Here is a 25,476-nt window from a genome sequence, read left to right as displayed (position 1 = left end):
TGAAACATTTTAAGATGTTCTTCGTCAGTACATACTGCACAAGCATTTGCTTATCTTTTACGGTATAATTGATAAGTTATAACTTTAAATTAGAAATTCAGGTGACAACTATGGAAAATAACAAAGGATTTGCTGATCGTTTCGACTGGACGTTGGCTTTTATATTATTACTGCTATTCATTGTAAGTTTGTTCGCAATTTCGTCTGCACAATCATCAGGTCAATACCCGATTAATTTCATCCCTAGACAAGTTTTATGGTACATCGTGGGTGCAGTGATTATAGGATTCACTATGTTATTCGAACCCGAACAATATAAAAAGATGTCGTGGGTTCTTTATGCTATTGGGATTCTCATTTTAATTGCCCTTGTTTTGGCACCGGGCGGCGAAGGTCAAATCGCTGAAAAACGTGGTGGAGCAAAAAGTTGGTTCCACTTACCGGGTATCGGGAGCATTCAACCGTCGGAATTCATGAAAACGTTCTTTATTTTAGCAATGGCACGCATGATTAGTAATCATCATGAAAATTTCGTGTCAAAAACAATGAAAACAGACCTAATTCTATTGGGGAAAATCATGGCGACGGCACTTATACCTTTACTGTTCATCATGCAACAGCCAGACCTTGGTACTTCACTTGTATTTTTGGCCATCACCGCAGCAATGATTATTGTGGGTGGTGTCACATGGAAGTTGATTGTTCCGATTTTTGCGGGAACCGCTTTAATCGGAGGTTCCTTACTCTGGATGGCTGTTTTCATGCAGGATTTTCTTTCGGAAAAATTCGGCTTTAAGGCTTATCAGTTCGGTCGTATTTATTCATGGCTTGATCCGTATTCCTATTCAACATCGGAAGGCTATAACTTGATTAATGCGATGACCGCAATCGGCTCTGGTGGAATTACCGGTAAAGGCTATCAAGGACGTGAAGTATACGTTCCTGAAAATCATACAGATTTTATATTCACGGTAATCGGTGAAGAGTATGGATTTATTGGCGCAAGTATTGTCGTGAGTCTGTTTTTCTTGCTGATTTACCACTTGACCAAAATTACATTAACGCTGAAAGATCCATTTAGTACGTATGTATGTGCCGGCATTATTGCCATGATTACATTCCACGTATTCCAAAACATCGGGATGACCATTCAGCTATTACCGATAACGGGTATCCCGCTTCCTTTTATCAGTTATGGGGGTAGTTCGTTAATGGGGAATATGCTGGCTTTAGGATTGGTGTTCAGCATGAAATTCCATCACCGCACGTATATGTTTGGTTCTTCTGACGATGAATAATAAAAAAGGATTACGCAATTATCGCGTAATCCTTTTTTGTTGGGGTGAATTTTGTGATTGGGGCAACTTTTAAATTTTGGAGCAACTTTCTCGAATTTGACGAGGAGGCTAGCTGGTTTGTCTGCGGAAAGGGAGCCGGTTCCCACTAATTTTTATAAGAATCATTTTAAAAATTATCAAAAGTTCGTATAAAAAAACACCTACTTTTTGGTAGGTGTCTCGAATGTATGATCTAAGTTGTGGATTCAGCCTTGAGTATGTGGAGTCTGAGTTGGTGCAGCGAGTGCTTTTAACATTTCGAGACGAGATTTGGTAAGCGTTACGGTGACACCCAACTTTGACAAGTTCGAAACGATTTTTCGCAAATCAACTTCTTTCGTCATCCAATCCACCTCTATCCTTCCTCTAGTTTAGGAACGTATTCATTTACTAAAAGGTTCAGGTTCAAGAAAATCGTTTTATAAATTTGACTTTCTATTTTATACACTTATTATACCACGTTTAGCCTATTTTAAATCTTTCAATTTTGTTACATATTTTAGTCCTTTGTAAATCATACTAACCATTATTATAAGGAGGGATTCTTGTGAAAATTAAAGACATCATGTCACGAGATATCGTGACATGTACACCTACCGATTTAATATCGGAAATTGCCCAAAGCATGCGTGCTTTGGACATCGGATGTATGCCAGTAGTTGAAGGTTCACGTGTAATCGGGATGATTACTGACCGAGATATCGTTACAAGGTCTGTTGCAAAAAATGGCAAGCGTCTTGTAAAAGATGTCATGTCGGATGAAGTCATTTCTGTAGGTCCTGAATCTACTTCTCAGGAAGCGGCTGAAATCATGGCGCAACACCGTATCCGCCGACTTCCTGTCATCAAGAATGAACAACTTGTTGGCTTCGTAGCTCTTGCAGATTTATCTGTACCAAGTGAGACAGCACATGAAGCTTCTCAAGCTCTCCATGAAATTTCAGAACCGAGACATCTTTAAACCACCCCCCCAAACTTATTTTTCAAGTTTGGGGATTTTTGATTCTCTTTTCTTTACATACCCCCCGACGGTACTTTATACTTAAGAAAATCTGGAGGTGATAAAATCATGACCACTAATACTGATGCTTCACCACTTGAGGAACCTCTAGAATCAACGACTTGTAGAAAAAGCCATCATCCAGATTCCGTAAAAAAAGATTTAACCACCCGGCTAAACCGAATTGAAGGACAAATACGCGGGATTAAAGGCATGGTTGATAAAGATGTCTATTGCGATGATATTATTACCCAATTATCAGCAACTCAATCTGCCTTAAACAGTGTTGCAAAAGTTCTTCTTGCTGGTCATTTAAAAGGCTGTGTGAAAGAACGATTAGCTGCAGGCGAAGATGATGTGCTGGATGAATTACTAACAACGGTTCAAAAACTAATGCGAAAATAACGAGGAGGAATTCCAATGGTAGATCACGTTACATTAAAAGTGGAAGGTATGTCTTGTGGACATTGTGTTAAAGCAATTGAAAGCAGTGTTACAAAAATTTCTGGTGTTGATAACGTGCAGGTACATCTGGAAAACGGCACAGTGGGTGTTGAATTTAACAAAGACGTAGTTGAAGTTGAAAAAATTACGGATACGATAGAAGAGCAAGGATACTCGGTGGCTAAATAAGTATTAAAATAAGACTGCGAAATTCGCAGTTTTTTTTCAACATTTTATATACCCCGTAAAGGTATGTATAAGGAGGTAAAATTATGATTGAAACTCAACAAGAATTATCGATAACCGGTATGACTTGTGCAGCTTGTGCAAATCGCATTGAAAAAGGGCTTCAGAAAATGGAAGGTGTATCTTCCGCTACCGTTAACTTTGCAACTGAAAAAGCACATATTACATACGATGCGAAAACCATTCAACCGAATCAGTTAGAAGACCAAGTTCGCGGACTTGGCTATGACGTAATCAGTGAGCAAGTTGACCTGAGAATTCAAGGAATGACATGTGCAGCTTGTTCAACCCGTATTGAAAAAGGATTGAATAATTTGCCTGGTGTAAATGAAGCAGCCATAAATTTAGCGCTTGAAACAGGAAAGATTTCATTTAATCCGAATCAGACAAACCCACATGACATTGTGAAGAAAATCCAAGATTTAGGGTACGATGCAACTTTCAAAAATGATGCAAAAGCCGAAGCCATTGATTATAAAAAAGCGGACATTCAAAAGAAAACCCGTTTGTTCTGGATTTCTGCCATTCTATCACTTCCCCTTTTATGGACAATGTTAGGACATTTTTCATTTACTTCAGCGTTATATGTTCCAGAGCTTTTAATGAATCCATTTGTTCAATGGGCATTAGCGACACCGGTTCAATTTTGGATTGGCTGGATGTTTTATAAAGGGGCGTATTTTGCACTTCGCAATAAGAGTGCCAATATGGATGTTTTAGTTGCTCTCGGTACATCGGCAGCTTATTTTTACAGTATTTATCTCGTATTGGATAGCTTGCAACACGGGGAAACACATATGCTCGGACTGTATTTCGAAACAAGTGCAGTGTTGATTACCCTTATTTTACTAGGGAAAGTCTTCGAAGCGCGTGCGAAAGGGCATTCTTCAGATGCTATAAAAAAATTAATGAATCTTCAACCGTCATTAGCCATAATTGAGGAAAATGGCCTGACGCGTGAAATCCCTATAGAATCTGTGCAAAAAGGCGATATCTTGCTTATTAAGCCAGGTGCATCCATTCCGGTTGACGGCGTTGTCCTATCCGGTTCATCTGCGGTGGATGAATCCATGCTGACCGGAGAAAGTTTGCCTGTTGAAAAAGCACAAAATGATGAAGTCTTCGCTGCAACAATCAATGCGAATGGAGCACTGCGAATAAAAGCTGCGAAGATCGGTAAAGAAACCGTTCTGTCTTCCATTATCCGTGTGGTTGAAGAAGCACAAGGATCCAAAGCTCCGATACAAAGATTGGCAGACCGAATCTCGGGTATATTTGTGCCGGTTGTTGTAGGACTTGCTCTTCTGACCTTCCTAGTTTGGTACCTTTTTGTGGACATCGGTAACTTTGCCTCGGCATTGGAAAGTACGATTGCTGTACTGGTCATTGCTTGTCCATGTGCGCTTGGGCTTGCAACTCCTACTTCAATTATGGCGGGATCAGGTCGCTCGGCTGAGCTTGGGATATTATTCAAGACAGCTGAAGCAATGGAAAACACAAAATCTATAGATACGGTTGTGTTCGATAAAACTGGAACCATCACAAAAGGTAAACCTGCTGTAACAGAGTTTATTGTTGCAAATCAGCAGGATCGACAAACACTCATTCTGTTGGCTGCGGCTGCCGAAAGTAATTCTGAGCATCCAGTAGCACATGCGATTACTTCTTTTGGTAAGGAAATCAATGAAATCCAGTATAAGAGTTCTGCATTTGAAGCGATTCCAGGGCACGGCATTAAGAGTACTATTAATTCCAAAGCAATTGTCATTGGCACACGTAAACTTTTGTCTGACCACACGATCGAGTTAGACTCGGCATTGGATCAAGCTTCTTCACTCGAACAGGACGGGAAAACGGTCATGTTCATGGCCGTTGATGATGTTCATGTCGCCACGATCGCAATCGCTGATCAAGTAAAAGAAACTTCAAAGGCAGCTATTCAAAAGTTACAGCAAATGGGCATTCACGTGGTGATGTTAACTGGCGATCAGGAAACAACCGCGCAGGCGATTGCGAGACAAGTTGGCATCGAGCATGTCGTTGCAGGTGTCTTCCCTACGAAAAAAGCAGAAGTCATCACATCTCTGAAAGATGAAGGTCGCAAGGTTGCCATGGTCGGTGACGGCATCAATGACGCTCCAGCTTTAGCCGTTGCTGATATCGGAATTGCCATGGGCACTGGAACGGCCGTTGCGATGGAAGCGGCAGACGTAACATTGATGCACGGAGATTTACTGCGTGTACCTGACACATTACTCATGAGTCGTTTGACAGTACGAAATATTAAACAAAATTTATTCTGGGCATTAGCCTACAATTCTATCGGCATCCCGATTGCGGCTGCCGGCTTACTTGCACCTTGGGTTGCTGGAGCTGCCATGGCATTTAGTTCGGTTTCGGTTGTATTAAATGCACTGCGTCTTCAACGTGCAAAACTTTAATTCTCTCCCGCAGATTACTATCTGCGGGTTTTTTTCTACTTATAAAAAGCATAAATTATTATATGTATTATCTTTCTTTCAAGTTTTTATATGTCTAGTTCCACGCGCCCTTAGGCTAGATATGCGCTTTCCACTTTTCTTTTATTCCTTTGTTGTTTGAAGGTTGATTTGCGAGTAAAATGAATTATATGGATTGAGTTTAGAAAGCGGGTTCTTTTGAAATGAAGAAAGCCATTTTGTTATTGATGTCTGTACAATTTTTTGTGTATTTAGGTTTTGGAATCATCATTCCAATTCTGCCTGAGGTAGTTTTGGAGCAGGGTTACAGTGAAGTTCACGTTGGCGGATTATTGACGATTTATGCATTAGCTTCCTTCTTTACAGCTCCACTGTGGGGTTCATTATCGGATCGAACAGGAAGAAAAAAATTAATTCTGATTGGCCTATTAGGTTTCAGTATGAGTTTTTTGATTTTCGCTCTCTTTATTGAGCAGCTACCGATGTTATATGTCTCACGAATCGTCGGAGGTATTTTTTCCGGAGCATTATATACAGCCGTTACCGGGTTTGTAGCGGATATGACGACTGAAGAAGAACGCAACAAATATATGGGCTTGCTTGGGATGTCAATAGGACTCGGTTTCATTTTCGGACCTGCTATTGGCGGTGTCCTCGGTGGCCTTACACTGCAACTTCCCTTCATTGTTTCGGCTTTATTGATACTAGCCTTGATGGTGTATGCGGGTCTTATTTTAAAAGAACCGGAATCTAGAGGGGAAGCAAGAAAAAGAGCCATTGTGCCAAAAGGTGCCAACAAACTCTGGCAGTATCGAATTCGCTATCTCTTCTTGTTCTCATTTATGGTGACGTTTCTGCTTGCAGGCCTGGAAGCTACATTCCAGTTGTTCCAAATTGATAAAATATCGATTACTCCTCTGCAACTCGGCTATTTATTTATGGCAAGTGGTTTAGTAGATGCCGCTATTCAAGGCGGTGTCGTTCGACGTGTGAAAAATGGTCAGGAAACGAAATGGATTATGGCGGCACAGGTAGTAACAGCCATTGGACTGATATTATTACTATTTACAGGCAGCCTTCTGTGGGCCGGCTTTGCACTCAGCGTCTTTACAGCCGGAAATGCACTTGCACGAACAGTATTGGTTTCATTGACGACAAAAGAGTCTGGTGGCAGGTATGGAACAGCGGCAGGTATGACGTATTCGATGGACAATATGGGTCGTATTATCGGTCCCCTTCTGTTCACATGGATTTTTACCGTACAGCCAGATAACGTATATGTTTTATCAGCTGTTCTTGCGCTGATTTCTATTGTCTTAATTATCTTGTTCCTCAACTCCAGTAAGTCATTGAAAAACGAAAATCCAGCCTCCTCATGATTTGAGGGGCTGGATTTTTTTAATGGGTTGATACGGCTTTAATTGGTTCAGAAACCATTTCTTCTTCCAAATCCGGATGTGCTTGTTTCATAACGGATGGTCGAAGCATGTAAATGACGGCTGCCAACATAATGGAACTTGAAGCTAGCAATACATATTGTGCAGGTACGATATCGAACAAGAAACCGAACAATACCATCGCAAGTGGCATCAATGACATAGACATCGTTTCAAGGAGTCCGAAAACCCTACCTCTGTACTCCTCCGCTATTTGTTTTTGCATCATGACGCCAATCGGTGTATTAACAAAAATCATGGCCACACCGAAGGAGAACATGAGAACGAAATAGAAACTGACAATCCCCATATAAGAAAGAGTCACAAGTAAGGGCAGCGTGGCAGTGGCCATCAGAAGCCCCATTATAATAATCCCTCTTTTCGAGACAATAAGCGGAAACTTAATATCCTTGCGTGCGGATAAATAAATGGAAGCCAACAGCATTCCGATAGACATTGCTCCTTCCGTTATACCGAAATGGGCTGATTGAACCTTCAGTTCTTCTACGAGGATGTAAGAATAACCAACCGTAAACGCACCGAAAAAGAAGTTGATTACTAAAGCTACCCATACGATTACCGAAAGTACCCTGTGCTGTTTCAAGTAAGTGATGCCAGCTTTCATGTTTTCAAGCATCGTTTCTTTTTTCTCTTCTATAAATTCCGCCGCTTTCTTCGAGTACAAATTGAAATCCATAGTGGATTCAAGAATGACAGCAATGATGTAACTGACCATGTGAATGATGAGGAACATTTTCATGGATACCAGACCGAACAATAGACCTCCTACCGCAGGTCCTCCTATTGATGCGATTGACATTGACATTTGATTGAAAGACATCGCTTTTTGAATTCGTGCATCATCCACCAAATTTGCAATGGAAGAACTGAATGTAACCCCAGAAAACAACGAGGTTATTGATAAAATGATTTGCGTAATATAAATGGCAATCAGTGAAAGTCCAAAAGTTAGACTAACAACCAATAACCCGCCTACCGCCAACACACTGCATATCTGTGCAATTATAATGATCATTTTTTTAGGATATTTATCCGCTGCATACCCTGCAAACGGCGCAACAAGAACTCTTGGCAGTATGCTGCAGATCAGCACTATAGCGAAGCTCGTTGCAGAACCTGTTACCGATAAAATATAAAAGCTGATTCCAAACGAAAAGACACTGACACCGAACGTCGAAATTAATTTACTAATAGTGAACGTCCACAAGTGATAGGTCGCTTTTTTTAACTTCAGTGATTCTTCCATGACTCATTCCCCTTTTCAAAAGTTTAATTTAATTAAACAAATAATAACATGAAAAAACTTCCCTTGCAACCAAAAGTTTAATATAATTAAACTGATTAGAAATGGAGCGATTGTAATGGATTCACTTGGATTACGTATCAGAAAATTACGCAAGCAACAGAAACTCACATTGGAAGCATTAGCTGGAGATCAGCTAACAAAAGGAATGTTGAGTTTAATTGAAAACGGCAAAGCCCAACCTTCTATGGAGAGCTTATCTTATATTGCAAAAAGACTTGGGATTGAATCGTCCGAATTGATGGAAGACGTCAGTCAAACGGAAAAAAGAAGTTTGTTGGCCAAAGTGGAAAAATTATATAAAGTGGAATTCTCGGATTTAAAGGACGAACACCAACAAATAATTGAACTCGTGCAGCCGGTTGTCGACAAATTGTCAATCAGTTACGAATCAGCACGTTTACTCGAGATTTACAGTAAATGCGGCTACTATTTAAAACTTGATGATTGGGAAACTTACTATAATCAGGCAATGAAACTTTACGAGCAATTGCATCTATACAATCAGTGGGCATCGCTAGCGATGTTTAAAGGGTTAATCAAGTTCAACCAACACGCTTACAAAGAAGCCTTGTCGATTATTTTGGAAGAGCATGCCCGTTTTGATTCACCCGCCATCAAACTGGATGCCGTGACCACCCTTGACTACATGTACATTGAATCCATTTTATATTCCGCAGTTGGCAAATATGAAGAATCCCAGTTGAAAATGAATGAAGCCTTAATTTACTCAAAAGAAGAACGAATTTTTTACCGTATCGACGATTTATATCGATTGGCTGGAGCCCAGGCCATTATCAACGGAAACGATGCGGACCGTGAATACTATCTCCGCAAGGTCAGACAATACGGGGAATTCGCAGAAAATCTTTATTCCACAGCCATGGCAGAATTACTGGAAGCACATTATTACAATTCCTATGCACATGAGTACGATAAAGCGCTGACCCATATCGAACGTTTTCTAGAACTCGGAAAAGAACTGTATAAGAATACAGAGGATACCAACCACTACCTGCTCGAAAAAGGAAAATCATTATTCGGTCTGGGTCAAATCAATAAAGCGCTGACGCTACTAAACCAATATAAAGTGCCCGACTATACCCATCACCCACTTGATTTATCAATGAGTTATGAGGTTCATGCCTATCGTGCGAAATGCTACGCCAAACTTGGTGATAAAGAAAAAGCGGTGAATGAAGCCAAGATTGGTCATGACTTGATTCTACCGTTACCCGAAACACCATATAAAACGTTTATTCTCCATACGTATAACGACTTGTTAAAAAGCAGTGACTCCTTCTGAGTTCACTGCTTTTCATATGCTTTGTAATGATGAAGCCACAATAGGAATTTCTCGAATGCTTCTTCAAAATCTGGCTGAATGAGTGACAGTTGGGCCCACTTTCTTTGCTTCAAATATTCACTTTGAGCATGAAGATCAAATCCAGAAAGTCTCGCATCCTTGACAAGGTACTCCGTTTTCGACGGAACTTTGAGGGTCACAATCATTGGATAGCCTTGCCCAGTCAAAAATTCAAGCTCTTTGTTTGTTTCCGCCATTAAAAGCGTTTGATAGCGGGTATTTAACAAGTCATACCGTTCATTTTGCTTGTATGCACCCAACGCAATCTCAAGGCTTGCAAGCATTTGAGAAGAATAAGTGAATGGGATTTGACCATTCGAATAACACCCCAGATCCAAATATGTTGGAATGGTGTGTGATTCTTCGATTATGTGATTTGAAAAAACCATTGCCATTCCAGACATCGAACCAATTGCTTTCCCACTTACACCCGTTGCCAAGTAGATATTTTTAAGCTGAAAGCGAACTGCACCGAACGAACTGACGCAATCCATACACACCTTGATTCCAAGTTCATTACAAAGTTTCTTAATCTGAGCCACATCATTTAGCATCCCTGTGGAGGTTTCCCCATGTGTCAGTAAAATCCATCCGTACATACCAGACTTCAAATGATGTTCCACTTCTGAATAATCGAATGGCTCTCCCCACTTCATTTCTATAGTGTCGTACGCCAGACCCCATCTTTGAGCCTGTTGTTTCAAACGTTCCCCAAATGCACCATTAACCAAAATTACCCCTTTGGATTCGAGCTGTGTAATTTGGGCGATCATGGCTTCATTGGCAAGTGTCCCGCTTCCTGCCAGCAAATGAACATGCGATGCCTCTGTCATTTCCAAGAGCATGGTCCGTACCCGTTTCAGAGACACTTCAAATTGATATGACCGATGGGAGATCGGTGAGCGCTGAAAAACTTTTTTCATTTCCACACTTAATTCATTCGGACCCGGGTAGAAAGTATAGCGCTTGTTTTGAAAGCGAGCAGCAACCGATTGTTCATAATGCTGTTTAGTCAAATACATGGGGACAAAAACGGCTTCCCCACTCCCAACAGGTTTTCCAAACGCTTTGAAACCGAGTTGGTCGTAAAGTTTTAATTCCCGGACGGTTCCTGAAATGACAGCTGCCCCATAGCCTTTTTCATAGGCATGGTCAGCCAATGCACGTGCCAGCATGAAAAATACACGACCGTTCCGATGATCTTTGCGGACCGAAAGCAATCGTATTTCACATAATTTGCCGTCCAACGCTTCTTCAGGAAGTCCATGTTCTACCAGTCCCATTTTGCGGTCCAGGGAAAACGGGCGTTCATCACGAAGGGCAATCATTCCCACTAGTTCTTGGTTTTTCAGTACGATTAAATATGTATTCTCAGCATGGAATTCGTCTGTACGTTTGCCACTAGGATGGTGTTCATGCTGAGGTATCTCCTCTACGAATGTTTCATAATTTAGTTTAGCTATTGCCTCAAACTCTTTCTCTGTTCGAGCGATTTTACACCAATACATTGCATGCACCTTCCACTTTATTAAATTGGACGTTTCAGGGGACTGGAAGTTCTGTCATTTTAAAGAAATTTTATACAGTTTTCTTTAAACCCCCATGCTCATAAAAAGGTGGGCTGTGCACGGTCCTAATTCACAAATTCTTATGGTTGTTTGAATCCTTTTCTTCCTCGTTCATCGGTACCGGGGCAACTTCCACCCTGCCCGTTTTTTCAGACGATACGGTCGTTTCTAAGTTCATGTCTCTTCTGCAACCAAAAAACCCTTGTGGTTTGACGATAGCAAACATATGAATTCCTCCCGCTCACTTACCCGTAATGTTATGTACTTAAGGATAGCAAGGAGGCGTATGTAATTAATCCGTCTGCAGACGTAGCAGGAGACGGACGTCAGGAGTGTTTTATCTAAGCTTCATGCAAAATTACAATTTTGAAACAAGTAAAAAACGGGCGTACCCCAAAAGTGTTATACACTAATGGAGTACCCCCGTCATTCAATAAAACGTTATATCCTTACACCGTTTGGTTATCGATTGCTTCATTGTACATATCAGTATCCAGTTCGCCTGTTATTTTAGAAGTCGTAACACCTGACACCATAGCGCCACTTACATTTAGCGCTGTACGTCCCATATCAATTAAAGGCTCGACTGAAATTAGTAACCCAGCTAATGCAACAGGTAAATCCATTGCGGACAATACGAGAATAGCAGCAAAAGTTGCGCCTCCGCCAACCCCAGCCACGCCGAACGAACTAATGGCTACAACAGCAATCAACGTTAACAGGAACATCGGCTCTAATGGATTTTGTCCTACTGTTGGCGCAATCATGACCGCAAGCATCGCAGGATAAATACCTGCACAACCATTTTGGCCAATGGATAACCCGAATGAACCTGCAAAATTAGCAATACCTTCTGGTACACCTAAACGAGTAGTTTGAGCATTGATTGTCAGTGGTAAAGTACCTGCACTTGATCGTGAAGTGAAAGCAAACAATAATGGTTCAGCTGCTTTTTTCACATAAGTGAATGGGTTTAATCCAGAAAGTGAAACGATCAATAAGTGAATAGCAAACATAATAATCAATGCGACGTATGATGCAATGACAAACTTTCCTAAATCATAAATGGCATCAAAATCAGACGTGGCAACGGTGCGTGCCATAATGGCCAAAATTCCATATGGCGTCAAACGTAAGATGATTTTCACAACACGCATGATCCATGCATACACTGCATCCACGGTGCTTTTTAGTACTGCCGCATGTTCTTCTTCTTTTCTAGCTATTCCTAAATAAGCGAAGCCTAAAAATGCAGCAAAAATGACAACTGCAATAGTGGAGGTCGGTCGTGCACCAGTGAAATCAAGGAATGGGTTTCCTGGTAACAAATCAACAATCTGTTCTGGCAATGTTCGATCAGCCACTTCTGCCGTACGCATTTCAATGTAAGCGCCGCGCTCCGTTTCAGCGTCTCCGCTCACAATTTGTGAAGCATCCAAATCGAATACAACCGCTGAAAGGATTCCGACTGCAGCAGCAACTGCTGTAGTACCAATCAATAAGCTTAAAATAAGGCCCGTCTTTTTGCCGAAATTTTTCCCGATTGTAATCTTGGTAAAGGCAGAAAGGATGGAAATGAACACTAATGGCATAACAATCATTTGAAGCAATTTGATGTAACCATTTCCAACTAGATTGAACCATTGGACTGATTCACTCAGTATTTCAGAATCTGTCCCATATGCATAGTGTAAAACTAGACCATATGCAATCCCTAAGCCAAGTCCTGTGAACACCCTTTTTGAAAATGAAATATGCTTCCGTCCCATATATATAAGAAGTCCAATTAAGAGTAGCAATATGGCGGCATTGATAATGATAAATAAATAATCCAAAATAATCCCCCCTGCTCATAATAAAGTCACCACGTGTGCCAAAATCTTAAGGAGTCGAGAAACATTCATTTAACTGTTCGATTTTTCACCCCCTTCTTTCTTATGTTACTTTAAGCTATACTTAAATATGACCAAATCAGATTATTTAGGAGGGACTATATGGCTGCCAATTTACTCGGCATCGGCTTTTCCGCCATTATCATACTTAATATTTTTCTAGCCATTGTGTTAATCTTCCTTGAGCGGCGAGATGCCTCTTCAACATGGGCATGGTTGATGGTCTTATTTTTTATTCCTATCCTAGGATTCATTCTTTATTTGATGTTGGGTAGACAATTACGCAAAAGGCATTTATTCCGATGGGAAGGTCGCAGTAAAATCGGGATTGATAACTTGATAGATTATCAAATTGATGCCATCGAAGATGGAACTTTTGAGTATCGTCTTGACGATTCCCAAGACTACCAAGATATGATTTACATGCACTTGCGTAACAATCATGCTGTACTGACACAGGATAATGCATTGACGATTTACAATGATGGAAATGAAAAGTTTTCCGCTTTATTAGAAGACCTAGAACATGCGAAAGACCACATTCATATTCAATATTATATTTTCCGTTTAGATGGTCTCGGTCGTCGTATCTATGATGTACTCATTAAAAAAGCAAAGCAAGGCGTGAAGGTCCGTTTACTTTTTGATGATATGGGCTCACGGGGAGTTCGTAAAAAACATTTCAAGGAACTTATGGATTTAGGTGGCGAAGTGGAAGCATTTTTCCCTTCGATCATGCCGCTCGTTAATCCTCGATTGAATTACCGTAATCATCGCAAAATCGTTGTAATTGATGGACGCGTCGGCTATATTGGTGGATTTAACGTTGGAGACGAGTATTTAGGATTAGATCGCAAATTCGGCTATTGGCGCGATACACATTTACGCATTGAAGGCAGTGCCCTTCACCCTTTGCAAACAAGATTTATTTTGGACTGGAACCAGGCGGCATCGAAGGAACAGGATATCGAATACTCCGATCGTTATTTCCCTGCTATTCCTTTGAAAGGATCAGTCGGCTTGCAAATTGTTTCAAGTGGACCTGATTCAGAGTGGGAACAAATCAAAAATGGTTATTTGAAGTTAATTACAATGGCTAAGAAATATATTTATATTCAATCACCTTATTTCATTCCCGATGCGAGTTTTATGGATACACTTCGCATTGCTTGTCTATCCGGTATTGATGTACGGATTATGATTCCAAATAAACCTGACCATATGTTTGTTTACTGGGCGACTTACTCGTACGTCGGCAATCTAATAAAAGCAGGGGCAAAAGTATATATTTACGACAATGGTTTCCTGCATACGAAAATGATTGTAGTCGACGATGAAGCCTCTACTGTTGGGACAGCAAATATTGATGTACGCAGTTTCAAATTAAACTTCGAAGTGAATGCCTTCATTTATGATCGGGAAACTTCCCATCAATTGGCTGAGTTATTTGAGCAGGATATGTTGTTATCCAGGGAGTTAACATGGGAACTTTATGAATCCCGGACAAGAATAATTAAATTGAAGGAGTCTTTCTCCAGACTTCTATCTCCTATTCTTTAATAATGACTACTTTAAAACCGGCATGAAGATAATTTAATCTTCATGCCTTTTTATTTGGTGCAACGGACTCAACACGATTAAAAGCCCCTATTTTATATGCACTCTATCCGTTCTGTGCTATTATGTACGATGTAACAAAATAGGAAGAGGTTCGCAAACTCCCTCTATAAAAAACTAAGGTGAAAACTGTTGCTTAGCATTACAGTTTTTTGTGCTTAATCAGCCCCAATTCAGTTCATGCATCCGCCGATTCGCTCGGTGACTGCCATTTTCATGTTTATATGTGATGTTCGAAAACTGAATCACCTAAATAGAGATGTCGAATACTCATTCTTCAAAAGGAGAAATGAGCAATGAAACAAGGAAAAGCAGTGGTCGTCTTTAGTGGTGGCCAGGATAGTACCACTTGTCTACTGTGGGCTTTAACACAGTACGAAGAAGTGTATACAGTTACGTTTGACTACGGTCAAAGACATATCGAAGAAATTACATGTGCAGAAGAAATTGCCAAGGAATTAAACGTGCCATTTAAAGTGTTGGATATGACACTAATCAACCAGTTATCTGCCAATGCACTTACCAGAGATGACATTGCAGTAACCGATGCAGTCGATGGTGAATTGCCATCAACATTCGTCCCAGGAAGAAATCATTTATTCCTATCATTTGCGGCCGTTTATGCTCAGTCAATTGGGGCACGCCATATCATTACAGGCGTTTGTGAAACTGATTTCAGTGGATACCCGGATTGTCGTGATGTATTTGTAAAAGCACTTAATGTTTCCATTAACCTGGCTATGGATACTTCACTTGAATTCCAAACACCATTAATGTGGTTGAATAAAGCGGAAACATGGAAACTCGCTGATGAATTAGGCGCGTTGGATTTTGTCCGCACCAAAACACTCACTTGTTATGAAGGAGTTCGCGGGGATGGCTGTGGCGAGTGTCCGTCATGCTTATTGCGCAAAAATGGGTTAACAACTTACCTTGAAGAAAAACAAGGGAGTGCAGCCCAGTGATTCAGCAATTTTACCCACAAACACCTCATACTTACCGATTTGAATTAAACAAAGATATGCATTTGTCTGCGGCGCATTTCATTCCACATGCCGACGCGGGCAACTGCCAATATATGCACGGCCATACGTACTTCATCAACATTACGATTGCTGGAGACGAACTGGATGAAATGGGTTTTCTTATTGATTTCAAAGTGATTAAACATCTCATTCACAAAAAATATGATCATACAGTGCTGAATGATCATCCAGAATTCAAACAGAATAACCCTACGACCGAACAAGTAGCTCAAGTGATTTGGACGACCATCCAACAGAAATTGATAACTTTGTCCAACCAACCAAAATGTATTCAAGTCGTGGTTCGTGAAACCCCTACCAGCTATGTTGTGTATCGTCCAAAAGCGGAGGATCTGCTATGAAAATACCTGTGATGGAAATATTCGGACCCACCATACAAGGTGAAGGAATGGTCATTGGACAAAAGACGATGTTTGTCCGTACGGGCGGATGTGATTATTCATGTTCATGGTGCGACTCCAAATTCACTTGGGATGGAACCGGTAAAAGTACTGCAATGAAACCAGAGGAAATCATTTCTTCACTCAAAGAAATCGGCGGAGACGCTTTTTCACATATAACGATTTCAGGGGGCAATCCTGCTCTTCATAAAGGGTTGGGTGAATTCATCAACCAATGTCACGAGCAAGGATGGAAAGTGGCCATTGAAACACAAGGATCATTTTGGCAAGACTGGCTAACAGAAATCGATGATATCACGATTTCCCCAAAACCACCGAGCTCGCTAATGGTGACTGATTTTAACAAACTTGATACTTTCATGAGGAATTTAAAAGACTCCCATATCAGTCTGAAGGTTGTCGTTTTCAATGAAGAAGACTTTGATTTTGCTGAAATGGTACACATGCGTTATCCGGCCGTTCCTTTCTACTTGCAGGTCGGAAATGAAGATGTACTAACCGTCGATGACCAAGCATTGGTTTCGACTCTATTGACCCGATTTGAATGGCTGATTGACCGTGCCATGAAATCTACTATTATGAACGATGCTAAAGTATTGCCCCAATTACACGCATTAGTTTGGGGAAATAAACGCGGTGTCTAACTAGGAGGAAATAAGATGAGTGGCCGTCAAAAAGAAGATTTAGAAGGAATCAGTTTATTAGGGAATCAAAATGTACAATATGATTTTTCATATAATCCCGGTGTGTTGGAATCATTCGATAACAAACATCCATATAGAGACTATTTCGTGAAGTTCAATTGCCCGGAGTTCACTTCTTTATGTCCAATCACGAGCCAGCCCGATTTCGCTACGATTTATATCAGTTATATTCCTGATATTAAAATGGTCGAAAGTAAGTCACTAAAATTATATTTGTTCAGCTTTAGAAATCATGGAGACTTCCATGAAGATTGCATGAATATCATCTTGAACGACTTGGTTGAACTGATGGACCCACGCTACATCGAAGTTTGGGGTAAATTCACTCCGCGCGGCGGCATCAGTATTGACCCTTATACGAACTATGGAAAACCTGGTACAAAATATGAAGAGATGGCTGCGCATCGCATGATGAATCACGACATGTATCCAGAAACAATTGACAATCGATAATATATAACCAAGAAAAAGACACTCAGAAATTTGAGTGTCTTTTTTGATTCATGCTCTTTTAAACTATATGGTTAGCTAATATAGATATAAAAATAGAGAGGGAGTCGGCTCCCTTTCCGCGGACGAACCGGCAAGCGCAAATGTACGATAAACAACAGGATAGTTTAACATAGACTATTTATTATTCTTCAAACCGAACCTTTACTCTTACCAAATCTTGAATGCTTCCATCATTGGCACTTCGTGTATAGACTCTTAATTCACCTGTAGGCGTGGAGGGTTTAAGCTCGAAGTGAGCATTGGTGGAGAATTCAGCATATTCAGGTCCGGCTGCACGTGCCGTTATGCTTTTCTCCTTGGATACCACATTTCCTTGTGTGTCCAAGATGCTATAAAGTACATTTGCTTCAAAAGCCCTTGCCATTCCTTGAATTAAGCCACCTGATTGAAGTACATCCCCTGGCAATGGATGTAGGACCAGTATGTTGCGGGAAGCAGGTAACGGCATAAGTAAGCGATAGCCAAGATACAGCACTTCAGGGGAAAATCCTGCCCGACGTTCATTCGCTCTAATTATTTTTTCCAGAGACACTCCTGTTTGACTGGAAATTCGCGATAATGAGTCTCCACTAGATACTTCATATATGAATGCCGGGACACGAATGACTTGGTTTGAAAAAATAAAATTGGGATTCGCTATCTGTGAGTTAATGCCAAATAAAAGGTCTGTAGACACAGAAAACCGTTGTGCTATGGAAAACAAAGTGTCACTTGGGGAGACTACGTAATACACTTCATTTTGAAAACCAAATCTTCCCCCCGGAATTATGAGTAATTGACCGGGAAAGATCAAGCCAGGATCGGTGAAGGGCGGATATAGGGAGTTTGCTTGTTCAATAGCAGCGACTGTACTGCCAAAACGCCTGGCAATGCTGTACAGGGTATCACTGGGTTGAACCGTATAGACATATTGGGTATTTTCACTAACCGTCATGTATGGACTCCTTTTACCCCATCTTATACATCGGTACGCAAAGTGGTTCCCGGACGAGCGTGAGGTTAGACACTTAATACAGCCTCCCGATTAAGGAAAACTACATTAACATATCGATACAAAATAAAAAGAAGAGGAACGAATCCTCTTCTTTTTATAGATCTAAATATTCTTCCAGAGTCTGTTTGTTCGTAAACATATCCGTAGCAGGCTCTACTCCTACATAACGGAAATGCCATGACTCGTGCATATAGCCCGTTACTTCTTCTTTCCCAAGTGGATATCGCATGATAAACCCATACTTATGGGCATTACTTGCAATCCATTGACCTGCTGGTGTTTTTCCAAATGAAGCAGAAGCCCAGTGCTGTTCAAAGTTTCTCTCTCCGATATCAAAAGCCAAACCTGTCTGATGCTCAGAGTATCCAGGGCGTGCACTATACTGATCTGCAGCTTGTTGACCGTCTTTCGAAACATATTGATTATATAATGTCTCCTGTCGCTCAAAAGAACGGAACGTACTGAATGCTACCAGTTCAAAGCCATCAAGTTTAGCGGCAGCTGCCATTTGATCGAAAGCTTCACGGGCCTTTGAATCTTCGCCTTTATTGTAGTCTGTCGGTAATGGATAGTGTTTATTTGCAATAACAAACCCTTCTACGAGTGTCGGGGTTGATGGATATTTTTGATTTGGTATATATTCATCGCTTGCTGGTTTTTCAACTGGTGGTGATGGACTTTCTTTCGGCTCGACTGGTGTTTCAGTCTTTTCCGGTTTCTTTGGAGGGACAGTTTCTTTAGGCTGTTCCGGCTTTTGAGTTTGATTTGGATCTTCATTTACTTCATCCACCGGTTTGTCCGTACTATGTGATGGTTCAGGTTCATCTGTTTTTTGAAAATTCATAGCAGTTATACTTTCATCCAGACTCCAGTTGTGTAATCCCATCCAAACCACAGGTGCAAGTAATACAAGGGAACCTAGAATAACAGCGAGGACAATTGGCCAATTCTTTTTATCTTTTTTATTAAATCGGTATTTTGGAGATTGCATGAGAAGCCTTCTTTCATTTTACTTATATTTATTTTACCATTAAATTGTTTATAGATGACACCCATCAATATTTTTTCGCTATAATACATTAGACTATTGAAATAGATAAGAGGTTTCATTTATGATAAATTCGCAAAAATGGTTATCTACTAATTTCTTCGCCTTCTTCTTTACATGGGGCGTATTCCTCCCCTTTTGGACAGGCTGGTTAACAACTGAAAAAGGGCTTTCCGTTTCTCATGCAAGTCTTATTATGGGGGCAGGAATGCTGGCGCGTGCCATATCTACATTTGTGTTATTTCCTGCAGCTACGAAAATCTTCTCTCTTCGTGTAGTGATGATGTGGACGGCATTTTTGTCATTGTTGGTCATGGCATTGTATATTCCCGCCAACACATTCGTGTCATTACTACTTATCACTATTGCTTTTAATTTCGTTTATCCAAATTTGCTTCCTGCGATGGAAAGTAGCGCATCAGTTTTAATTCAAAATGAACAAATACATTACGGAAAAAGTCGTTCCTTTGGTTCAATTGGCTATACGGTAGGTCTCTTACTCATCGGAGCGGTTGTGGCTATATGGTCGGAACAGGCTATTCTATGGGTTATGTTGGCTGGACTTGCTTTTATGTGGGTTTCGCATACGCGTCCAGCTCCTGTTTCTCTTACCGTGAAACACAAGTCTATTGATGGAGAAAACAGAAAATCCAATTTCAAACGTTTACTTTCTTCCAAACCTTTTGTAACCGTGTTGATTCTTGCTATATTACTCCAAGGAGCCCATGCTTCCTATTACAACTTTGGTTATATCTACTTACAAGATCTTGGCGTGAACAGTTTATATATTGGGTTAGTTTTAAATGTTGCGGTTCTTTTGGAAATTTTATTTTTCACTAGAGCAGACAAACTCTTCGCCAACACCAAAGTGTCTACCATGTTTTTGATTGCTGGCATCGGATCCACTATTCGTTGGGTCTTGATCTATCTTTTCCCCAACGTTTGGGTATTTAACATCTCTCAGTTGCTTCACGCTGCTTCTTTTGGTGTGGCGCATTATGCCTTTATCCAGTATATTTCAAGGAGTCTATCTCCCAGTGACATCCCTGCGGCTCAAGGAATGTATGCCGCATTTGCCTTTAGTTTAAGTACTGCTATATTGACGTTGGCAGGCGGATATTTATATGAAATTCATCCAGGGGCCGCTTTCTTGGGCATGACGTTATGTTCCATTCCATCCATCGTAATCGTACTGCTTACAAGAAAAAAGTTCTCATATTAACAACTTTTTTCATTAGACGGACAGAAAACTATCTTGCAATACGAATCATATAGTAACAAAATCGAGACAGGAGTGTGTCTATATGTCACGAATCTCAAAGTTCGACGTGCTACTATTAATGCATCAATTAGATGAACTCTTAGAAAACCGTAAAGAAGATAGAACCCGAGACAAAAACAGAGACAATAAACAGAAAAACGTTCGCAACCGTTAAAGGTTACGAACGTTTTTTATTTGAGTACTCCACAAGCAATTCGATCTCCCGAGTTCCCTGAAGGATCCGTCACATAATCATCTGCTTTTTCATGAATCACTAATGCACTTCCATCATCATCAAGTAATGAATTTGATTTTCCTTTTTCTAGTGTCACATGCGGAGAAGTAATTTCTAAATCTACTTCGCCATTTTCGTTCACGGTCAAATTAGGAAGGTCTCCGGCATGAAACCCTTTGGGATTCTCAAAACCATGTTGTTTTTTTGCAGGATTCACATGACTTCCTGAAGTTGTAAACTTCGGATATTCACACTTTCCTACTTCATGGAAATGAACTGCTTTGACTCCTGGTGTTAGTCCTTTCAGCATTAGATGAATTCTAACCCCCGATTCTGTTTCGGTTAACTCTGCTGAACCTATTCCTTTACCAGTGGCATCTACAATAGTGGTTGCAAGAGAATGTTCAATCACACCACTTACTGGAATTGAATCATTTTGGGGAATGCATCCTGATATGAGTATGGCAACACATACTATCATCCATTTTTTCATCTAAAAACCTCCATGCATGAATATAGTCTCTCATTAGCATGATGGCTTAAAATTTATAGTTTATACACTTTTAAAGAAACATCATTAAAAGTGTTACGAAAAACGCAATTACAAACAATATGGCTACCGATTTCATCCACTTAGCCTCTTTGCCAAATCCACTTTCTTTTAACTTCATCGCACGATAACCATTCGTTATGGCGAATATCGCGGTCATGAACAAAACAGCCATGTTAATGTTCCCTTTAATAATAAATACAATGGCCAATATACTTAAAACGGTCATGAGTAAACCGATTAACCAATTAGTCTTCATCATGCTCTCTCCTAGAAAAAAAGTCGGGGCAATGTGCCACCGACTTTTTCATGTTATTCTTCTAATGCTTTTTCAGGATGATTCGAGTAAAACTTGCGTCCTAAATAGGTTTGGAATATTAACAGTAAACCACCAACTGTCCAGTAAAGTGGTAGAGCTGCCATCGATGTAAATGACACGAACATAATCATGATTGGTGAGATATACACAAACATCTTCATTTGCTGCTTTTGTTGTTCAGGAACGGTCCATAATGACACTTTTGCTTGTAAGAAGTAAACAGCACCTGCAATCAACGTCATGATAATATCAGGTGATCCCAAACTATACCATAAGAATTGATGATCCTTTACTTCTGGAGAATGCAAAATCGCAAAATAAAGTCCCATAATGATTGGCATTTGTATCAACATAGGCAAGCAACCCATATTTAATGGATTTACATTATGTTTACGGTAAAGTCCCATCATCTCTTGCTGTAACTTCATTTGCTCTTCTTTGTCTTTCGATGCTTTAATTTTCTTTTGGATTTCATCCATTTCTGGCTTCATTGCATCCATTTTGACTTTCATGCCTTGTTGATTTTTATAGTTACGCAACATTAAAGGCATTAATATAAGTCGAATCAATACAGTAATCGCAATAATAGCTAAGCCGAAACTTCCGTTAAACAAATCACCAAAAAAGTTAAGCGAATATTCAAAAGGGTATACTAAAAAGTCATAGAAAAACCCTTCCTTATTTTCAACACCCGAACAACCACTTAAAACTACGGCAGCCATCACAAGCATTGACAGTAATCCGATTTTTTTCTTCACTAGGTTCACCTTCATCTTTTAAACTATAGAAAAGTATACCTTATATGACTACCAAATTTCAAATCCAGAGAAAAAAGAGTCGTATGGACGACTCTTTAAACTGTTGTTGGTAATGTAAACCTAAAATATTCATGTTCTTTTTGGTCACGAAATTGTTTAGGAGTAACCTCTGTATATTTCTTAAATATTCGGGTGAAATAGCTCTGATTGCAGAAATGATATTGTCTTGAAATCGCTGAAATACTTTTGTTTGTATGGCGCAAATAGTATTGTGATTCTTCCACACGTCTGACATTTAAATATTCTACCAGCGTAATCCCAACATGTTCCCGGAAAATTCGTGATAGGTGGCTCGTGCTGACTTGGAAATGCTTTGCAATATCTTCTACTGTCAATTCGGATTCTACTTCCTCGTTAATAAACAAAATTACTTTATTTACGGTTTGATGACTGAAGGTAGGTTGTTTTCTTTCTGAAATTACGGACACAAAAAAATCGATTAAATCATCTGCAAATTGAAGGAATGCCGCGTCACTCATATGAAAATCAATCATTTCGATACAGGCTGCATTAAAAGCAAAAGCCTTTTTTGAAGGCACTTGGTTTTCATATAATTTCCTCGCCATAATGGATGACAGCACATTGAAGTAATTTTTAACTCCACGAATCGTCTGCTTACCTGCTCTCAGAGATATTAGATCGATAATTAGATGCAAGGTTTTCTTTGCTTGTTCCGTTTCCAAATGGTGAATTTCATACAAAAGCTTAGCTTCCAATTCAAAGAAATCATCTATTCCTTCAAACTGAGAGGATATTTCAATTTCACTCATATATTTTTTAGCTATTGTTTCACTGCCTGTTGATTGATTTAACTGCATAAAAACTCACCACCCGTATTTCACCATATTAGTTAACTATATAATTAATTGTCATCTATGAATATAGTTTTATTACTTTTTTATTTTTTGTAAATTTTCTGTAATATTAGGTATTTTATCACATCTGTACGACATGCTCCATCAAATGAAACAAGAGACATTTAATATATTAGGATTTTTGCAGATATAATACAAATATTAATAGGTTTCTGCTAATTCTTTACCTGATGAAGGAACAATGCTTTTTTCAAGGAAAATACCTCCTCTGACCCTAAGTGTTTTATATGGTAAAATAGTGTGAAAAAGAGAATTTCGTTTAAAAATGAGGTGCATTAATTGGACACAAAATCAATAAATGAAATCATGAAAGTCATACAGGAATTTTTTCCTGAGCAAGCATCCATTGCGATATCAAATACCAACGAGTATGTGTATTATCAACCGAGTAAAAGAATTGATTTAAAAATACTTCCTGGTGATCCGATAAAAGAAGGAACGGCAACACATAAAGCTCTTTTATATGGTCAAAAAGTGAACGAGTTTATAGATCCTGATCTTTTTGGTGTATCTTATTATGGAATGAGTATCCCCATTATCGAAGAGGGTAAAACCAAAGGTGCAGTAACTGCAATACTTCCCCATCAACCTTCTCCATTTTTAAGTCAATATATGACGATAAAAACGGATGAAAATTGGTATCCTGTTAAACATGAACATGTCCTTTTCCTGGAAACCCAGCTAAGAAAAACGTTTGTGAAAACCGAAAGTAAGGAAGGTTATCACCGTTTTAATTTAAGTGAATTGGAATTGTTTCTTTCTTCGGAAACCTTTATCAGATGTCACCGTTCATACATAGTCAATATCGCATTCATTAAAGAAATTCAACCTGATTCCCATTCGACTTTTTTACTTGAGATGACTGATGGAACCAGAATTCCTGTCAGTCAGCGATATGCTAGTTATTTCCGAAGATCCCTCGGATTCTAAATGTAATCACGCGAATAGTTCTTTAGTATGTTTAACGGTGATACTTTTGACCTTAATCACTTTCAAAAAAAAAGAAGGGTACGCTCGCTCGTAGCGTAGCCTTCTTTTTTATTCATTTTCCGTATCCAATTTCTTTTCAATTGGATCTGTATCATTTGAATCCGATTGTTTGTTTTTATCCTGGACTGACTCGTTGTAATAATGAACACTTGTCATGGCACTTTCGCCTACCATTTTATTGTCGTCAATATCATGAGGTTCTGAATGACCTGCCTTCGTCAATTCTGTTTTATTCACTTTTTGTGATTCCATATAGGCATTGAATTTTGTTTTCGTATTATTGAAAGCTACTAGTGCTTTTTCACGATTTTCAGGTTTACTAAAGTAAGCATATGCTCCTGCTGCCAGTCCGGCTAACAGTAATGAACGATTATTTCCTTTTCCCATTGTCACCAATCCTCCAAAAAATCTAATTTCTTTTTATAACTATTAGATACCCCTTATTTTCATGTTCAACACTTCATAATGATGGCAAAATGATGAACTTATCAAAACTTGTGCAATAGCATATCGACATGTGGAATTCCATCTTCGTTATACTCTTCCGAAATTTCCTCAAAGCCAAAAGTTCCATAAAAATGTTTCAGCTGCGTTTGAGCTTGCAATTGAATATCACCGTTTGGCCATTTTTCACTGCTAAAAGATATTGCCTGTTCCATTAATTGCTTTGCCAGCCCTCTCCCCCGTGCTTTTTTGTTCACAATCACTCTTCCAATTGAAATACGGTTATATTTTATCCCGGCAGGTAAAATGCGTGCATATGAAAGCAATTCACCATTTTCAATATAAGCGAGATGGTATGAATCCATATCGCATCCATCTATCTCGGGATAGGGACATGATTGTTCTACTACAAAGACATCCACTCGCAATTGTAAGTATGTATAAAGTTCGTATGTTGATAACTCTTGAAATGATTTGATTGTCCACATATTTTCCACTCCCCTTGAGGATATTATTTCACAGCTATGGCATACAAGTGAAATCTTTGGTATGATAGTTGAAAGAATTTTGAGGTGAGACGATTTGATAC

The 25,476-nt window shown here is 39.6% G+C and carries 28 protein-coding genes and 1 riboswitch; of the genes, 15 read left to right on the top strand and 13 right to left on the bottom strand.

All coding sequences use genetic code 11. From position 1 onward, the window contains the following. The first annotated feature begins 110 nt into the window (after nucleotides 1-110). Nucleotides 111-1,298 carry an FtsW/RodA/SpoVE family cell cycle protein gene (locus MHH33_RS02780; protein ID WP_016429746.1) on the top strand — a complete coding sequence of 396 codons (1,188 nt, stop codon included), beginning with the start codon at nucleotides 111-113 and terminating at the stop codon, nucleotides 1,296-1,298. Nucleotides 1,299-1,543: 245 nt separating this feature from the next. Here the strand turns inward: MHH33_RS02780 and MHH33_RS02775 are convergent, their stop codons facing one another. Further along, a complete protein-coding gene (locus MHH33_RS02775) occupies nucleotides 1,544-1,681 on the bottom strand; it encodes an Lmo0850 family protein (protein WP_016429745.1) in 138 nt (45 codons plus the stop codon). Nucleotides 1,682-1,884: 203 nt separating this feature from the next. On the opposite strand from MHH33_RS02775, the gene MHH33_RS02770 reads away from it, so the two are divergent. From MHH33_RS02770 to MHH33_RS02750, 5 genes are all read left to right on the top strand, one after another. Continuing rightward, nucleotides 1,885-2,298 carry a CBS domain-containing protein gene (locus MHH33_RS02770; protein ID WP_342542893.1) on the top strand — a complete coding sequence of 138 codons (414 nt, stop codon included), beginning with the start codon at nucleotides 1,885-1,887 and terminating at the stop codon, nucleotides 2,296-2,298. A 108-nt stretch (nucleotides 2,299-2,406) separates the two neighbouring features. Continuing rightward, the gene (locus MHH33_RS02765) at nucleotides 2,407-2,742 is read left to right on the top strand and encodes a metal-sensitive transcriptional regulator (RefSeq protein WP_016429743.1); all 336 of its coding nucleotides are present in this window, start codon (nucleotides 2,407-2,409) and stop codon (nucleotides 2,740-2,742) included. 15 nt (nucleotides 2,743-2,757) lie between these two features. Continuing rightward, nucleotides 2,758-2,970, top strand: a complete 213-nt coding sequence (gene copZ, locus MHH33_RS02760) for a copper chaperone CopZ (protein WP_016429742.1) — start codon at nucleotides 2,758-2,760, stop codon at nucleotides 2,968-2,970. An 83-nt stretch (nucleotides 2,971-3,053) separates the two neighbouring features. Beyond that, nucleotides 3,054-5,468 carry a heavy metal translocating P-type ATPase gene (locus MHH33_RS02755; protein ID WP_016429741.1) on the top strand — a complete coding sequence of 805 codons (2,415 nt, stop codon included), beginning with the start codon at nucleotides 3,054-3,056 and terminating at the stop codon, nucleotides 5,466-5,468. A gap of 221 nt (nucleotides 5,469-5,689) precedes the next feature. After that, a complete protein-coding gene (locus MHH33_RS02750) occupies nucleotides 5,690-6,865 on the top strand; it encodes an MFS transporter (RefSeq protein WP_342542892.1) in 1,176 nt (391 codons plus the stop codon). Nucleotides 6,866-6,884: 19 nt separating this feature from the next. On the opposite strand, the gene MHH33_RS02745 is transcribed toward MHH33_RS02750, so the two are convergent. Further along, nucleotides 6,885-8,189: an MFS transporter gene (locus MHH33_RS02745; RefSeq protein WP_342542891.1), complete on the bottom strand. Its 1,305-nt coding sequence runs from the start codon at nucleotides 8,187-8,189 to the stop codon at nucleotides 6,885-6,887. Nucleotides 8,190-8,304: 115 nt separating this feature from the next. On the opposite strand from MHH33_RS02745, the gene MHH33_RS02740 reads away from it, so the two are divergent. Then, nucleotides 8,305-9,552 (top strand): helix-turn-helix transcriptional regulator, encoded by a 1,248-nt coding sequence (locus MHH33_RS02740; protein ID WP_342542890.1) that lies wholly within the window; start codon nucleotides 8,305-8,307, stop codon nucleotides 9,550-9,552. 2 nt (nucleotides 9,553-9,554) lie between these two features. On the opposite strand, the gene MHH33_RS02735 is transcribed toward MHH33_RS02740, so the two are convergent. The 3 genes from MHH33_RS02735 to MHH33_RS02725 form a co-directional block, all read right to left on the bottom strand. Further along, complete coding sequence (locus MHH33_RS02735; protein WP_342542889.1) at nucleotides 9,555-11,120, bottom strand: GNAT family N-acetyltransferase; 1,566 nt, start codon at nucleotides 11,118-11,120, stop codon at nucleotides 9,555-9,557. 130 nt (nucleotides 11,121-11,250) lie between these two features. Continuing rightward, nucleotides 11,251-11,406: a hypothetical protein gene (locus MHH33_RS02730; protein WP_342542888.1), complete on the bottom strand. Its 156-nt coding sequence runs from the start codon at nucleotides 11,404-11,406 to the stop codon at nucleotides 11,251-11,253. Between the two features lie 223 nt (nucleotides 11,407-11,629). Beyond that, the gene (locus tag MHH33_RS02725) at nucleotides 11,630-12,949 is read right to left on the bottom strand and encodes an L-cystine transporter (protein ID WP_342543718.1); all 1,320 of its coding nucleotides are present in this window, start codon (nucleotides 12,947-12,949) and stop codon (nucleotides 11,630-11,632) included. Between the two features lie 225 nt (nucleotides 12,950-13,174). Between MHH33_RS02725 and cls the strand changes: the two genes are divergently transcribed. The 5 genes from cls to queF all read left to right on the top strand — a co-directional run bounded on the left by cls (nucleotide 13,175) and on the right by queF (nucleotide 17,293). Further along, the gene (gene cls, locus MHH33_RS02720; RefSeq protein ID WP_016429734.1) at nucleotides 13,175-14,632 is read left to right on the top strand and encodes a cardiolipin synthase; all 1,458 of its coding nucleotides are present in this window, start codon (nucleotides 13,175-13,177) and stop codon (nucleotides 14,630-14,632) included. Between the two features lie 140 nt (nucleotides 14,633-14,772). Then, nucleotides 14,773-14,816: riboswitch (PreQ1 riboswitch) on the top strand. A gap of 169 nt (nucleotides 14,817-14,985) precedes the next feature. Continuing rightward, the gene (queC, locus tag MHH33_RS02715; protein WP_342542887.1) at nucleotides 14,986-15,654 is read left to right on the top strand and encodes a 7-cyano-7-deazaguanine synthase QueC; all 669 of its coding nucleotides are present in this window, start codon (nucleotides 14,986-14,988) and stop codon (nucleotides 15,652-15,654) included. Then, nucleotides 15,651-16,076, top strand: a complete 426-nt coding sequence (gene queD / locus MHH33_RS02710) for a 6-carboxytetrahydropterin synthase QueD (RefSeq protein ID WP_342542886.1) — start codon at nucleotides 15,651-15,653, stop codon at nucleotides 16,074-16,076. Before queC ends, queD begins: the two co-directional genes overlap by 4 nt. After that, nucleotides 16,073-16,780 (top strand): 7-carboxy-7-deazaguanine synthase QueE, encoded by a 708-nt coding sequence (gene queE / locus MHH33_RS02705; protein WP_016429731.1) that lies wholly within the window; start codon nucleotides 16,073-16,075, stop codon nucleotides 16,778-16,780. Before queD ends, queE begins: the two co-directional genes overlap by 4 nt. A gap of 15 nt (nucleotides 16,781-16,795) precedes the next feature. After that, nucleotides 16,796-17,293 (top strand): preQ(1) synthase, encoded by a 498-nt coding sequence (queF, locus tag MHH33_RS02700; protein WP_016429730.1) that lies wholly within the window; start codon nucleotides 16,796-16,798, stop codon nucleotides 17,291-17,293. A 181-nt stretch (nucleotides 17,294-17,474) separates the two neighbouring features. Here the strand turns inward: queF and MHH33_RS02695 are convergent, their stop codons facing one another. Together MHH33_RS02695 and MHH33_RS02690 are read right to left on the bottom strand one after the other, a co-directional pair. Then, nucleotides 17,475-18,287 carry a LysM peptidoglycan-binding domain-containing protein gene (locus MHH33_RS02695; RefSeq protein WP_342542885.1) on the bottom strand — a complete coding sequence of 271 codons (813 nt, stop codon included), beginning with the start codon at nucleotides 18,285-18,287 and terminating at the stop codon, nucleotides 17,475-17,477. A gap of 154 nt (nucleotides 18,288-18,441) precedes the next feature. Further along, nucleotides 18,442-19,338 (bottom strand): D-alanyl-D-alanine carboxypeptidase family protein, encoded by an 897-nt coding sequence (locus tag MHH33_RS02690; RefSeq protein WP_342542884.1) that lies wholly within the window; start codon nucleotides 19,336-19,338, stop codon nucleotides 18,442-18,444. A gap of 121 nt (nucleotides 19,339-19,459) precedes the next feature. Between MHH33_RS02690 and MHH33_RS02685 the strand changes: the two genes are divergently transcribed. Beyond that, nucleotides 19,460-20,617, top strand: coding sequence for a 3-phenylpropionate MFS transporter (locus MHH33_RS02685; RefSeq protein WP_342542883.1), 1,158 nt, complete (start codon nucleotides 19,460-19,462; stop codon nucleotides 20,615-20,617). An 82-nt stretch (nucleotides 20,618-20,699) separates the two neighbouring features. Next, nucleotides 20,700-20,831: a hypothetical protein gene (locus MHH33_RS02680; protein WP_016429726.1), complete on the top strand. Its 132-nt coding sequence runs from the start codon at nucleotides 20,700-20,702 to the stop codon at nucleotides 20,829-20,831. A 16-nt stretch (nucleotides 20,832-20,847) separates the two neighbouring features. Here MHH33_RS02680 and MHH33_RS02675 read toward each other — a convergent pair whose 3' ends face one another. The 4 genes from MHH33_RS02675 to MHH33_RS02660 all read right to left on the bottom strand — a co-directional run bounded on the left by MHH33_RS02675 (nucleotide 20,848) and on the right by MHH33_RS02660 (nucleotide 23,396). Further along, nucleotides 20,848-21,384, bottom strand: coding sequence for a superoxide dismutase family protein (locus tag MHH33_RS02675; RefSeq protein WP_342542882.1), 537 nt, complete (start codon nucleotides 21,382-21,384; stop codon nucleotides 20,848-20,850). Nucleotides 21,385-21,454: 70 nt separating this feature from the next. Beyond that, nucleotides 21,455-21,703, bottom strand: a complete 249-nt coding sequence (locus MHH33_RS02670; protein ID WP_342542881.1) for a hypothetical protein — start codon at nucleotides 21,701-21,703, stop codon at nucleotides 21,455-21,457. Nucleotides 21,704-21,753: 50 nt separating this feature from the next. Next, nucleotides 21,754-22,518: a membrane protein insertase YidC gene (gene yidC / locus MHH33_RS02665; protein ID WP_036660322.1), complete on the bottom strand. Its 765-nt coding sequence runs from the start codon at nucleotides 22,516-22,518 to the stop codon at nucleotides 21,754-21,756. A gap of 95 nt (nucleotides 22,519-22,613) precedes the next feature. Further along, complete coding sequence (locus MHH33_RS02660) at nucleotides 22,614-23,396, bottom strand: helix-turn-helix transcriptional regulator (RefSeq protein WP_016429722.1); 783 nt, start codon at nucleotides 23,394-23,396, stop codon at nucleotides 22,614-22,616. A 336-nt stretch (nucleotides 23,397-23,732) separates the two neighbouring features. Between MHH33_RS02660 and MHH33_RS02655 the strand changes: the two genes are divergently transcribed. Further along, nucleotides 23,733-24,383, top strand: a complete 651-nt coding sequence (locus MHH33_RS02655) for a LytTR family DNA-binding domain-containing protein (RefSeq protein WP_016429721.1) — start codon at nucleotides 23,733-23,735, stop codon at nucleotides 24,381-24,383. 108 nt (nucleotides 24,384-24,491) lie between these two features. Here MHH33_RS02655 and MHH33_RS02650 read toward each other — a convergent pair whose 3' ends face one another. Together MHH33_RS02650 and MHH33_RS02645 are read right to left on the bottom strand one after the other, a co-directional pair. Further along, nucleotides 24,492-24,830: a hypothetical protein gene (locus MHH33_RS02650; protein ID WP_342542880.1), complete on the bottom strand. Its 339-nt coding sequence runs from the start codon at nucleotides 24,828-24,830 to the stop codon at nucleotides 24,492-24,494. Between the two features lie 101 nt (nucleotides 24,831-24,931). Then, complete coding sequence (locus MHH33_RS02645) at nucleotides 24,932-25,375, bottom strand: GNAT family N-acetyltransferase (RefSeq protein WP_342542879.1); 444 nt, start codon at nucleotides 25,373-25,375, stop codon at nucleotides 24,932-24,934. Nucleotides 25,376-25,476: the final 101 nt, after the last annotated feature.

This window comes from Paenisporosarcina sp. FSL H8-0542, assembly GCF_038632915.1.
Classification (GTDB): domain Bacteria; phylum Bacillota; class Bacilli; order Bacillales_A; family Planococcaceae; genus Paenisporosarcina.
The sequence above is the reverse complement of the archived record's forward strand: the minus strand, read 5'-3'. Positions and strand labels throughout refer to the sequence as shown.

Excerpts from the sequence above, each read along its gene's own strand:
- MHH33_RS02780 (WP_016429746.1), top strand. The coding sequence starts at position 111 with ATGGAAAATAACAAAGGATTTGCTGATCGTTTCGACTGGACGTTGGCT.
- MHH33_RS02775 (WP_016429745.1), bottom strand. The coding sequence starts at position 1,681 with ATGACGAAAGAAGTTGATTTGCGAAAAATCGTTTCGAACTTGTCAAAG.
- MHH33_RS02765 (WP_016429743.1), top strand. The coding sequence starts at position 2,407 with ATGACCACTAATACTGATGCTTCACCACTTGAGGAACCTCTAGAATCA.
- copZ (WP_016429742.1), top strand. The coding sequence starts at position 2,758 with ATGGTAGATCACGTTACATTAAAAGTGGAAGGTATGTCTTGTGGACAT.
- MHH33_RS02755 (WP_016429741.1), top strand. The coding sequence starts at position 3,054 with ATGATTGAAACTCAACAAGAATTATCGATAACCGGTATGACTTGTGCA.
- MHH33_RS02750 (WP_342542892.1), top strand. The coding sequence starts at position 5,690 with ATGAAGAAAGCCATTTTGTTATTGATGTCTGTACAATTTTTTGTGTAT.
- MHH33_RS02745 (WP_342542891.1), bottom strand. The coding sequence starts at position 8,189 with ATGGAAGAATCACTGAAGTTAAAAAAAGCGACCTATCACTTGTGGACG.
- MHH33_RS02740 (WP_342542890.1), top strand. The coding sequence starts at position 8,305 with ATGGATTCACTTGGATTACGTATCAGAAAATTACGCAAGCAACAGAAA.
- MHH33_RS02735 (WP_342542889.1), bottom strand. The coding sequence starts at position 11,120 with ATGTATTGGTGTAAAATCGCTCGAACAGAGAAAGAGTTTGAGGCAATA.
- MHH33_RS02730 (WP_342542888.1), bottom strand. The coding sequence starts at position 11,406 with ATGTTTGCTATCGTCAAACCACAAGGGTTTTTTGGTTGCAGAAGAGAC.
- MHH33_RS02725 (WP_342543718.1), bottom strand. The coding sequence starts at position 12,949 with ATGGGACGGAAGCATATTTCATTTTCAAAAAGGGTGTTCACAGGACTT.
- cls (WP_016429734.1), top strand. The coding sequence starts at position 13,175 with ATGGCTGCCAATTTACTCGGCATCGGCTTTTCCGCCATTATCATACTT.
- queC (WP_342542887.1), top strand. The coding sequence starts at position 14,986 with ATGAAACAAGGAAAAGCAGTGGTCGTCTTTAGTGGTGGCCAGGATAGT.
- queE (WP_016429731.1), top strand. The coding sequence starts at position 16,073 with ATGAAAATACCTGTGATGGAAATATTCGGACCCACCATACAAGGTGAA.
- queF (WP_016429730.1), top strand. The coding sequence starts at position 16,796 with ATGAGTGGCCGTCAAAAAGAAGATTTAGAAGGAATCAGTTTATTAGGG.
- MHH33_RS02695 (WP_342542885.1), bottom strand. The coding sequence starts at position 18,287 with ATGACGGTTAGTGAAAATACCCAATATGTCTATACGGTTCAACCCAGT.
- MHH33_RS02690 (WP_342542884.1), bottom strand. The coding sequence starts at position 19,338 with ATGCAATCTCCAAAATACCGATTTAATAAAAAAGATAAAAAGAATTGG.
- MHH33_RS02685 (WP_342542883.1), top strand. The coding sequence starts at position 19,460 with ATGATAAATTCGCAAAAATGGTTATCTACTAATTTCTTCGCCTTCTTC.
- MHH33_RS02680 (WP_016429726.1), top strand. The coding sequence starts at position 20,700 with ATGTCACGAATCTCAAAGTTCGACGTGCTACTATTAATGCATCAATTA.
- MHH33_RS02675 (WP_342542882.1), bottom strand. The coding sequence starts at position 21,384 with ATGAAAAAATGGATGATAGTATGTGTTGCCATACTCATATCAGGATGC.
- MHH33_RS02670 (WP_342542881.1), bottom strand. The coding sequence starts at position 21,703 with ATGATGAAGACTAATTGGTTAATCGGTTTACTCATGACCGTTTTAAGT.
- MHH33_RS02660 (WP_016429722.1), bottom strand. The coding sequence starts at position 23,396 with ATGCAGTTAAATCAATCAACAGGCAGTGAAACAATAGCTAAAAAATAT.
- MHH33_RS02650 (WP_342542880.1), bottom strand. The coding sequence starts at position 24,830 with ATGGGAAAAGGAAATAATCGTTCATTACTGTTAGCCGGACTGGCAGCA.
- MHH33_RS02645 (WP_342542879.1), bottom strand. The coding sequence starts at position 25,375 with ATGTGGACAATCAAATCATTTCAAGAGTTATCAACATACGAACTTTAT.